The sequence below is a fragment of the Roseibaca sp. Y0-43 genome, assembly GCF_020667835.1.
Taxonomy (GTDB): Bacteria; Pseudomonadota; Alphaproteobacteria; order Rhodobacterales; family Rhodobacteraceae; genus Roseinatronobacter.
In genome coordinates, this window is the sequence record NZ_JAFMPR010000023.1 from 1 (window position 1) to 10,846 (window position 10,846).

6 protein-coding genes are annotated in these 10,846 nt (G+C 59.9%); 3 read left to right on the forward strand and 3 right to left on the reverse strand.

Going from position 1 to position 10,846, the window contains the following annotated elements:
- Positions 1–271: 271 nt before the first annotated feature.
- Complete coding sequence (locus tag J1C52_RS14755) at positions 272–1,273, forward strand: DUF4236 domain-containing protein (protein WP_227428694.1); 1,002 nt, start codon at positions 272–274, stop codon at positions 1,271–1,273.
- Positions 1,274–1,550: 277 nt separating this feature from the next.
- Complete coding sequence (locus tag J1C52_RS14760) at positions 1,551–6,713, forward strand: AAA family ATPase (RefSeq protein WP_227428695.1); 5,163 nt, start codon at positions 1,551–1,553, stop codon at positions 6,711–6,713.
- Positions 6,714–6,811: 98 nt separating this feature from the next.
- Here the strand turns inward: J1C52_RS14760 and J1C52_RS14765 are convergent, their stop codons facing one another.
- The 3 genes from J1C52_RS14765 to J1C52_RS14775 all read right to left on the reverse strand — a co-directional run bounded on the left by J1C52_RS14765 (position 6,812) and on the right by J1C52_RS14775 (position 9,735).
- Positions 6,812–7,549 (reverse strand): hypothetical protein, encoded by a 738-nt coding sequence (locus J1C52_RS14765; protein WP_227428696.1) that lies wholly within the window; start codon positions 7,547–7,549, stop codon positions 6,812–6,814.
- Positions 7,550–8,019: 470 nt separating this feature from the next.
- Positions 8,020–9,039 (reverse strand): IS110 family transposase, encoded by a 1,020-nt coding sequence (locus J1C52_RS14770; protein WP_227428697.1) that lies wholly within the window; start codon positions 9,037–9,039, stop codon positions 8,020–8,022.
- A 114-nt stretch (positions 9,040–9,153) separates the two neighbouring features.
- On the reverse strand, positions 9,154–9,735 hold the full coding sequence (locus J1C52_RS14775) for a rhomboid family intramembrane serine protease (protein ID WP_227428699.1): 582 nt from the start codon (positions 9,733–9,735) through the stop codon (positions 9,154–9,156).
- Between the two features lie 322 nt (positions 9,736–10,057).
- On the opposite strand from J1C52_RS14775, the gene J1C52_RS14780 reads away from it, so the two are divergent.
- On the forward strand, positions 10,058–10,714 hold the full coding sequence (locus J1C52_RS14780; protein ID WP_227428698.1) for a hypothetical protein: 657 nt from the start codon (positions 10,058–10,060) through the stop codon (positions 10,712–10,714).
- Positions 10,715–10,846 lie beyond the last annotated feature (132 nt).

Here is a 10,846-nt window from a genome sequence, read left to right on the forward strand (position 1 = left end):
CCGCTGCATCGACGAGGAGCGCGCGCGAGCCTTTGTGGATGCCAGGGAAGTGAGCGAGGAATACGGGCGGTTCATCGAGGCTGTCGAGTAGCCCCGTCCCGCTGGTACTGGGCACCCCTGATCCTGTGCCGATGATACGGTGATGATTTTGCTGGAGGATGTTCGGTCTGCAACCCGTCCAAGGCACCCCACGCATCGGTTGCTTATGCGGCGGCCATGCGGTTCAATCAGGGTTCGTCTCCGGCCAATTTACAGAAAGGATTTACACCCCGTGTCTTTGCGTTTCTGGCAACGTATCCGTCTTGCGCCCGGGGTGACGCTGAACCTCTCGAAATCGACAGCCTCTCTGTCGTTCGGACCGCGCGGTGCCAAATACACCGTCAGCCCCCGGGGGAACCGAGCCACACTCGGGCTGCCGGGCACGGGCCTCTTCTACACCATCCAGGACCGTAAGGGCGCGCGTGCAGCCACTCCAACACGGGACAAGCTGTCCCTCGGGTTTTTCCGAAGGCTCGTGACCGCACCCGAGGAAAAGGCCTTCATAGACGGGCTGCGTGCGATCAACGAGGGTGATGAGGATGCGGCACTGTCCCAGCTGGAAGCCGCAAGCGATCTGCCCGACGCGGCCTGGATGGCCGGCATGATGCGCCTGAAGCAGGAGGCATTTGCGCAGGCGCGCGGGCATCTGGAAAGCGCGCTTGCGGCGGGCGACAGGCTCGGCGCGCTGTTCGCAAAATATGACCTCTCGCCGCAAAGCACCCTGCCGATCGCCAAAGGCATCTTTGCTCATATCTCCCCCACCGAGCGCGGCACCCGGCTTGCGTTGGTGGAGCTGTGCGAGGCGAGCGGAGACGCCGAAGGCGCGGCGCAGCATCTCGAGCGGCTGATGGTCATAGCGCCGGAGGATCCCGTCGTACTCTTGTCCTTCGTCCAGATCGCACTCGACACGCCGCAAGATCACAACCTGATGGATAGGGTGATCGCCCTGACCGTCGCCACCCAGAACGAGACACCCATCGACACGGGCATCCTGCTCTATCGTGCTCGGGCGCTGGCGGCCCGCGGCCTGCTCGACGCAGCCATCGACGTACTCACCCGCGCTGGCCGACGTCGCAAGGACCGCCCCGATCGTCTCCTCCACCAGATCCGTCATGACCGCGCTGAGCTTTACGAACGCCAGGGTCGCAAGGCCCAGGCACGACGTGAGTTCGAGAAGCTCTACGTGGAGGCACCGGAGTTTGAAGGCTTGGCAGAGAGACTGGGGTTGAGGTGAATCTTTTGACGCGATGGGCGGAGAGCGGACTGTCGCTGCGGTCGCGAGTGGCTATCCGATCTACTCAGAATGCAGACATTCGGCCCGAAGCTCAGGCCAGCAGGATTAGCACAACAAGCGGATTCCTGAGCTCCCGCACATAGAAAATTTGCGTCGCTGACGGGGCGCAGTTCAAAAGAATGCAGTTACTTCCTCTGAGAAACCATGAAGACATAACTCAAAAAAATCGAAATTGTTCGATATTTACGCTATCGCGTAGATCAACTGCAGGATTGATTTGAAGACGACCGACGCGATGAGCCCTTCCCCCGAGGAAATCACGAGTTCCGAACAGAAAGGCTCCAGTCCGGTCGGGCGCGGGGGTGCCGGCACCTATATTGAAGGCCAGCTTGGCGCCTATTATCTCCTCCAGATGCTCGCTGGCAGCGACGCGCGCGGCCTTCCCAATGCCAGGATCGAGCGCGTGCAGCTTCAGGGCGAGAATGAAGGCTATGCCCTCGATGACCTAATCGTGCACGGTGTTTCGGACAAAGGCACTGCGCTTCTCGAGATCCAGTCGAAACGCACAATCCGCTTTTCGCCCAAAGACCCTATTTTTAAGGGCGTCTGCGAACAGATCGTGCGCAGCAATCCCGCTCAGAAACCGACGGACCGCCATTTGCTGGCGGTTGCGACCCAGCGAACCAGCTATTCTATCTCTGGCCCCTATCAGGACGTGCTCGAATGGGCGCATAGAGCGGAAAGCGGCGTTCAATTTTTCGCTCGGTTAGCCCTCCCAGGTGTCGCCAGCGAGGAGATGCGCAGTTTCGCCAAAGCGTTCCGCAGCAATCTTGTGGCTCACGGAGTGGCGGACGAGGACGAAGCCGTCTGGGCCATAATCCGCAGGTTCATGATCCTCGAGTTCGATTTCGAGTCTGCTGCACCGGAGGCGAAGGCCCATGCCCTGACACTGGCACGTCAGGTCCTCGCGCCGGACGATGCGACACGCGCCGAGGCACTTTGGAGCAATCTCATCGAAATTGTCATCGAGACGGGTAAGGCCGGTGGCTCGGTCACGCGCCAATCGCTCATCGAGAGGCTGACGACGCGTGGCTTCCACCTAGTCGGCGATCAGAATTTCTCTCTCGCCCGCGCCAAGCTGGCAGAGATGTCGCGCCACGCACTCATGGAGATCGGGACCACTGTCGGCGGCGTCAATATCCCACGCCTCGGCGCGCTTGCCGATCTCGAGAAAGCGCGCGACGGGCATCGCTTCATCGAGATCACTGGTAAACCGGGCGTGGGCAAGTCTTGGGTCTTGAGACATCTTGCTGAGCGGATAGGCCGTGAGGGCCATGTCATCGTCCTTGATCCCGTAGGCACGCCCGACGGGGGATGGTCGACGCTCGCGCAACGTCTCGATATGCCCGGGACCGCCAAGAACTTCTTGTGGGACCTGGCGGCCGGTGGCGGCGGGGTCTTGTTCATTGACGGCCTCGAGATGTTCACGTCCGTCGAGCGCCGCCGCACAGTGAATGACTTGCTGCGCGAGATTGCAGAGGTCCCAAGCTTCTCCATAGTCGTGTCCAAACGGCCCGATCTCGGCGTCGAAGACACTGGCTGGGTCGCCGAGGACGCGCTCACGAAGTTGGGTACGCCTTGCCAAGTCGTCGTGGGCGAACTGAACGACGACGAGGTTGCAGCCTTGGGCAATGCCGCCCCGGAATTGCGCGCTCTGCTGTCACGGCATCATCCGGCCGCGAGCATTGCGCGCAATCTCTATCGGTTGGCCCAATTGCTAAAGGTCCCGAGCTCGGCCAACATTCGTACTGAAGCGGCGCTCGCTGACCGATGGTGGAAGAGTGCCGATGGCGCAAAGCCAGATGATGTCCGCCCGGCCCAACGGCTCTTGGCCGAGCTAGCAGAAGCGGCGCTGGCAGGACAGGACCTCGTAGAGACATCGACGGACACACCGGCACGAGCTCATCTACTGCGTAGCCTGACCCTGTCTGAACCGAAGCGCGACCGTCTCAGCTTCTACCATGACGTGCTCCGCGACTGGGCGATCGGCGCGCGCCTCAACGAAGACATCACGTTGCTCGACAACGTCGATCTTTCCGTACCGCCATCGCCGCGGGTAGCACGTGGTATCGAATTTGCCGGTCGCTTCGCGCTCGAACAGGGACCGGACGGCTCGAACTGGACGGCCCTCCTTGGGGCCCTCTCGCGACCAGGCGCCCATGACGCATGGCGTCGCCAAGCGCTCATGGCGATCGTGCGATCCGAGCTGTCGTCGCGGCTTCTGACCCGCTGCCGCACAGCATTGCTTGCTGATGGGGGCGCGTTGCTCGTCGAGATCTGTACTGCCATCGTCGCGACCGAAACGATCTCGGCCGCATCCGCTTTCAAGGAGATCGTCGCGACGGGCGCTGAGCATCCTGGCGAAGCACCGGGCTCTTTGCGCATCGCCACAACGCTATCGGCGCCGACGGTTCTCATGTGGTGCGCTGTAAATGCCGACGATGTACCAATCCAGGCGATCGCTGCCATCGTGAAGCTCGCTGAAGTCCAGTTCCTCACGATTATGAGCCTCCGCGAACTCGGACGGGCAGCGGGGAAGATGCTCTTCGACTGGCTCATGCAGCTCGACTTGCGTGACACCAACATCACGATCCTGGGTGCCGCGGATGCGCCACGGTTAGAACGCCAGTCGCGCAAGACGATGATCGAGGATCTTCGAACCATGGCGCTTCTTCTGGCGTCACACGCGCCGGAAGACACGAAGGCCTATTTGACCGCGATCGCGCAAGAGAACGATCACTACAAGGTCAAGGCAATGCGGCCGTTCAGCAAGGCCTTGGCCAGCGTCGCGCCGAACGAGCTTGCGACGCTTATCACGTCCAGTCTTATTGAACAGCCACGTCGAGGCCGATCACGACGGGATTCCGTGCACGGCGCGTTCGGGTTTGCGGATACCGACTACATGCCGGTGTCGCCAGCGCAACCTCCTTTTCTCGACTTGCTCGATGCAGACCCCGAGATCGGACTCGGCCTAATCCAAACACTCGTTGACGCGGCGGTCGCGCACCGTGCGGATGGCGTGAAGGCAGGAACGGACGGCTTTACGCTCGTCTTCGACGGGAAGCCGCGCTTCTTTCCATGGGTGCGGACCTATTACTGGTCACGCGCCAGCCAAGCTCGTGAATACGCTGCGTCGTCTGGACTAATGGCGCTCGAGGCGTGGTCACAAGAGCGCCTCGACAGGGGCGAAGATGTCGACGCGGTACTCAAGGACATCCTCGGACCGGAAGGTAGCTGTGCCGCTTATGTGTTGATCGCGCTCGACGTGCTGCTATCGCATTTGCCGACGACGCGCGATGCGCTCGTCCCGTTTGTGGCTAACCCCGACCTGCTTGCCAATGATCGCACTCGTTTGACGTTGGAGAGGCTTGGCGGCGCGCTGATGCTGCAGAAGGAGCCTAAAGGCCGCGTCATGCTCGCCGATCTTGCGAAGCGCCAGTCTCGTTCCATCTCACTCGAGCGACTTATCCCCTACTACATCGGCGAGGATGACACCGGACAGAAAGTGCGCTCCTTGTTGGCTGAGGCAGTCAAGGAGACTGGCGCTTATAGCGATGAAGCGGACTTCAGCGATCCCGCCTTCATCGGATCTTATGCACTCAACATGCTCGACCAAACGAACTGGGTCGAGGTCGAAGGAGGCTTTGCTTACAGGTCCCCACCTGCTGAAGCCAAGCATCTCGAGCGCCTAGAGTCCCGCCGACAGGCCCATGAGCGCTCCAGCACTATTGAGGTGAGAATCCAGCTTGCAGTCAGCGATCCAACGAAAGGCTCGCAGGATTTGGCACGCGAGGCCGTCGAATATGCTGCCGGCGATCTACCCGATTACAGCGATACAGATTACCTCAAGTCGCGATCGACGCGCTTGATTTCGACGGCCATGCTTGTTGCGCGGGACGGCGACGATGCCCTACTTGACGAGCATGAGGACTGGGTTCGAACCGTGATTGCCGCGGCCTTGGCGGAAGATGTCGACCACTACGGCTCGAACGAACGGCTGGACTTCCACCGGCCAGCGCGGGGCATATGCGCCCTCATCCATCTTTGGCGGCGGAGGCAGCTTGCCTCGGACCGTAACCACCTGCTTCGCACGGTCGCTCGTCAAGATCACGCCGCCGTGATTGCGATCACCGCAGCGCGTGAGAGCATCCACGAGGCCAACCCGCAACTGATCAAGGCCGCGGTACGTATCGCTTTCACCACGTGTCGTTGGCGTTGGCATCCCTATGAGGAGGACGAGGCTACTAGAGAGGCTTACGAGAAGGAAAAATCGGGACAGGACGCCGACGCGGTTGCTGCGGAGATCGCCTGGCTCGATGGCGGGCGCGAGCCTAACTGGCCAGATCTCCCCGAAGAGACGCCGTCGTTCTCTCGTCAGCCGCGTGCGATCCTCTCACCGCACGGCTCACGTATCGAGTTCAAGCGTGATGACGCCCCCTTCAGGCGCAGTTCTAGAGAAGCCATTGTTCGCGTCGACGACCAAGAGCTCGCAAAGTGGATCAGTCTACTCAACGTTGAAGCTAGCGCTCTGCCAAGGTGGTATGAGGAGATTGTTGATGCCTATGCGCTTTGGTCCGCGCGGTTGAACGGTCATGGCTATTCCGCTGATGCCGAGCTGAATCAGACGCCCGACGCATGGAATCATCAGTTCTACTCGTTGGCTGCGTCAGCTTTGATGGACGCCACACAGGATCGTTTCGAGTTCGTCTTGCAGCCGATCCTTGAGCTGCCCGATCGGTCCTTCTGCGATGTGGCCGAAACGCTCATTTACGCCGCCGACGTCCGTTACTTCAACGAGCCAAACCGGCCGTCAGATCGCGCGCTCGTTTTACGACAGCGGCTCGTAACGAGGACGCTCGCGCTGGACCGTTGGTCTTGGGACCGTCGCCGAGGAGACCTCGGGATCGACATCGAAACCGGTCCGACAATCGGCATGATACTGATGAACCTTCACAATTCCTTCTCCGGCACCAAGAGCTATCTCGTTCCCGTCGTGTTTGATCGGGTTGATCCGCTTCTTCAAGCGGTGCGCCCCATGATGCGGGGTGGTCCGACAGCCTTCATCGCGCTCTGCACGATGAACACCTTGAACGTTGCGCCAACCTCGCGGCATCTCGACTTCCTCCTGTTCGCAGTCGAGACGTGGCTAGAAGTAACGAATGGCGACGGTGCAATGTGGAATGAACTCGGTATCGGTCGCAAAGTCGCCGAATGGTTGAAGGCGGCGGCGGTCATTGATCCGTCTCTGTATTGTCAGTCTCACCCATCACGCAGTCGCATCGATGCCATCCTTGGGCGCCTCGTAAGCTTGGGCGTATCAGAAGCCCACGAGCTGGAAGTAAGGATCCAAACGGAAGCGAACGGTCAAACCCGACGTTAATAAACGTTCAGACTGGACACTACGATGTTGCTGGACCAGCCCCACGAGGGATGGGCTATAAACATTCCCGCATCCGCTACCCAAATTCGTCCTCTCCGTCACGGTACTTCGACGACGAACCCCTCGGGTGGTTTGTAAAGCAATGAGCGCTTGATGCGTGCTTCGTCGATGTTGGTTCGCGCGACGATCTCGTCCTTGAACTTGCCGAATTTCTTGTAGCACATACGCGGGTCGATCATGAACTGGTCAAACGCGGCATGCGGGTCGAGTGCGTATTTATAGACGCCGCCCTCATGCTTTTTGTGTTGCCCTTCGAAATAGATCAGCCGGACTTCGGCCTCGTGTTCGAAGGCATCCCGTTTTTTAAGCAGGGACCTAGCAACGGCTTCGGCGGATAGACCGTCCTTGAAGACCGTACGCGCGAATTCCTTGAGTTTGAAATCTGGCGGATAGTCAACCTTGCCGATGAAGCAGCTATCGTTGGTCACACTCTTGCTGGCAGCGCAAAGGCTGTCGATCAGTCTGCCAACCGTTGTCCTGACTCGGACGGCATCCGTTTTCGGCGAGTAAATACGCCACATCGCATCCGATCTCTTCTTGAGCGTCCAGCACTGGCCATAGACATCCTCGTGGAAGGCGAATTCTCCGGTCTCGCCAGCGGCAGTGCGGACAGGCGATCTCAGGATAAAATTCTCGAACGGGTCTTCCCACATGGTCGGCCTGACCAAGGCGTTCTTTTGCTCGTCAAAGAGCTCAAAGAAGCGATTGCGAGGGAACACCCTGTAGATGTTGGTGCGCCGCGTGATGTCGCCAATAATTGTGCCGAGTTTTGCCATTCAGGCTCCTTTCAAATCGAAGCCGAGGAGTCGCAACGCTTTGGCCGTGCGTCCGTTCATCGGCGGGCATTCGGGTACTTGCTACGAGTACCTCCGTCACGTAGCTATTCTATGTGGCATATATCCATTCGGCAAAGTGTGATGCTTTCTTGCTATTTGCCATGGAATTAACGAATGCAGCGAATGGCAGGTTCGGCGTGCTGCATCGCAGTATCGTGAAGGTCAGTCGAACGTCCTGTGTGGATGGCTCCTGCATTGCAAGAGATTTCTGTGATCGCGATGGTCTGTCAGTACAGTCGTGTGTCCGGCCTGCTTGCGAGGCTATTGCCACTGGCCCTGATGAGTTCCGCAAGCGAGGTTCCTATCGGCTCAACGACCTCTGGGGGCCGCGACATTCGTCGGAGTGTCCTTGCTCTTGGTTGACTTCGTTTCGCATCATCACATCAAACGTCTTGCATCTTTGGGTAGGATTAAGCGATCGGCTGCTGGTATTCCTCTCGTTTCGTCAGAAGCGCCCAGATGATCCGGGCGGATTTGTTGGCCATGGCGACCGTTGCCAACCTGAATGGTTTTTCATCCAGTAGTTTCGCGGTCCAGGTGTCGGCTTTCTCCGGCTTGTTTCTGGCCATCAGCGCCCGCGACGTCATGCTGACGATCAGGAGCTTTCGGATATATCGATCCCCCTTCTTGGTAATGCGGCCAAGCCGTTCCTTGCCGCCACTGGATTTGTTCAGCGGTGTCAGACCCAGCCACGCGGCGAGATCACGTCCTGTCTCGAACTGCTTTGCGTCGCCGATGGTGGCGACAATGGCCGAGGCCGTGATGGGGCCGACCCCTGGCATGCGCATCAGTCGTCGAGCATCAGCATCCAGCCATGCATGTTGCTCGATCAGTTTGGTCAGCCCATCGATGCGGGCATTGAGACCATTCAGCTGATGGCACAGCACACTGAGAATGCCGTCCGCGATCTCCGGCATTTCCAGCTGGCCGTCGGTTCCATGCTCTCGGGCAAACTTCGACACGACCTCGATGCCCGTCGGAAGGATGTGCCCGAACTCCCGCAGGATACTGCGGATCATGTTCACGACCTGGGTGCGCTGGCGCACGACGAGATCCCGGACACGATGGATGGCGAGAACAGCTTGCTGATCTTCTGATTTGATCTCGACAAACCGCATGGTGGGGCGACGCACGGCTTCACAGATCGCTTCAGCATCCGCCGCATCTGTCTTGCCGCGCTTCACATAGGGTTTGACGTAGGCGGCAGGCATCAGCCGAACATCATGGCCCAGCTTGCGCAGCTCTCGGCCCCAATGATGCGCAGAACCACAGGCTTCCATGCCGACCACACATCTCGGCAAGGTCTCGAAGAATGCCAGAAGCTTCGCCCGCTTGATCTTCTTGTTGATGATCTTCCGCCCGGTGGCCGAAACGCAGTGTACTTGGAAAACGTCCTTGGCCAAATCCAGGCCCACAGTCTTTACTGTCATTGTATGGCTCCTTTCCTTGCAGTCGATGACAACTGCGCTTTGGCACGTTCGATGCCGGTGGAGCAGGAGCCATCCACCTCATCCGGAATGGGCCGGGCGCATCAGTTGCGGCGCTTAATCCAGATCGACGTCTCCCAACCGCGGGGCATGGACATGCGTTCGGACCAGTAACGCCGCGGCCGCGCCCGCGATGGCGCCGAAGAGGTGCGCCTCCCACGACACGCCGGGTTGGCCCGGAAGAACACCCCAGAGAATGGAACCATATAGGACACCGACCACCAGTGCCGCGCCTAGCGTAATCAGCGAGCGATCCACGAGGCCGCGCACGACGAGGAAACCGAACCAACCGAAAACCAGTCCCGACGCACCGATATGGATAGCGGAGCTTCCAAACACCCAGACGAGGCCTCCCCCGAGGCCGATCACCACAGCGTTCAGCGGCAGCAAAGCTCGCGTGGTTGTTGCCACCAGCAGTCCACCCATCACCAGAAGTGGCGGCGTATTGGCCATCAGGTGCCCGAAGCTTCCATGCAGCAGGGGCATTGCGATGACACCATCCAACCCACCGAGGTACCGTGGGATCAGTCCGAACGCCGGGTTCAGGCCGTAGCCGGTGATCCAGTTGACGACCTGGATCGCCCAGAGCACGGCGACAAAAGCGACAAGCGCCGCGGCGCGCCGCAGGAAGGCGCGCATGTGATCCCGGTTTATCATGGCGGCGACAGTAGACGTCTCCGCCAGGCCTTCAACGGCTTTCACGCGCTTCATAGGATGCGGCTAAGGGACCGAGGTTCAGGGCGGCGAACCTCGCCACGGCCCAAACCAAGAGCGCGGCTGCCTACCGAAGGCTGTGACGAAGCATCAGAGCCTCATCTCCAAGAATGGTGAAGCCATTCCACCCCTTGTCACTGTCCGTCGAAGCAAGACCGAAGCGAACGCTGTTTTTCGGCGATCAAATCTGCTTGCTATCGTTAGTGTTGTTTTGTATCGCCGCACCATTATAGCTGGAGTCGGCGTCATGAATCACAAGGTCCGGACCGCGGCAGCCGCCGCGGCCATCACAGTATCGAGCTTCGTCGGTTCGGTCGAGCCGGCGCAAGCCTACCAGGTCGACTGCGCCATTCTGCTCTGCCTGGCAGGCGGCTGGCCGGCATCGGCGCTCTGTGCCCATGCGCGTGCGGTCTTCATCCGCAGGATCACACCCTGGCCGATCGAGCCACCTTTGCAGATCTGGCGTTGCCCGATGGGGGCGTCGTTCAACGCCCCTGCCCAGCACTCGCCGATGGAACGGCTTTACGACATTGCCTTCCGGGAGGCGCCTCAGGTCAGCGTTCCGCAAGCTCCTCTGCCCCTGGTCCAAGTCCAATCGGACGAGCAGGCCGACATCGACATTTCAGGCGACGCTTTCGACTTCGTCCGCAGCATCCGTGTCTTTCACATCCAGTTCAGCCAACGCGAAAACAGTGAAGGCGACTGCAACACCTACGACGCCACGCGCCTCGGTTCCTACGGTGTGCAGGGTGACTATCGATGGACACGGTCGAGTGTTGCCCAGGTCCCGGCCGCATCACAGCTGCCCGACACCGGGCACTGTAACTGGGTCAGCTACCGCTCGGTCTTCGTCGACTGGCGGGATCACGAGGGGAATTACGGCTTCGAAGAGGTCCGCTACTGAATTTGCCCGGCCCCGTCCGGGGCAGGTCCGCACCTGATCATCTTGCACCTGTGACGGTGCACCGAACCCAAAAAGGGAAACGACGCCAGACCGAAAAGCCTGACGCCGCACTAGAAGAACCCGTGAACAAGG

What these genes read in the sequence shown, in the direction of transcription:
- J1C52_RS14765 (WP_227428696.1), bottom strand. Translation starts at nt 7,549, where the DNA reads ATGGCAAAACTCGGCACAATTATTGGCGACATCACGCGGCGCACCAAC.
- J1C52_RS14775 (WP_227428699.1), bottom strand. Translation starts at nt 9,735, where the DNA reads ATGCGCGCCTTCCTGCGGCGCGCCGCGGCGCTTGTCGCTTTTGTCGCC.
- J1C52_RS14770 (WP_227428697.1), bottom strand. Translation starts at nt 9,039, where the DNA reads ATGACAGTAAAGACTGTGGGCCTGGATTTGGCCAAGGACGTTTTCCAA.
- J1C52_RS14780 (WP_227428698.1), top strand. Translation starts at nt 10,058, where the DNA reads ATGAATCACAAGGTCCGGACCGCGGCAGCCGCCGCGGCCATCACAGTA.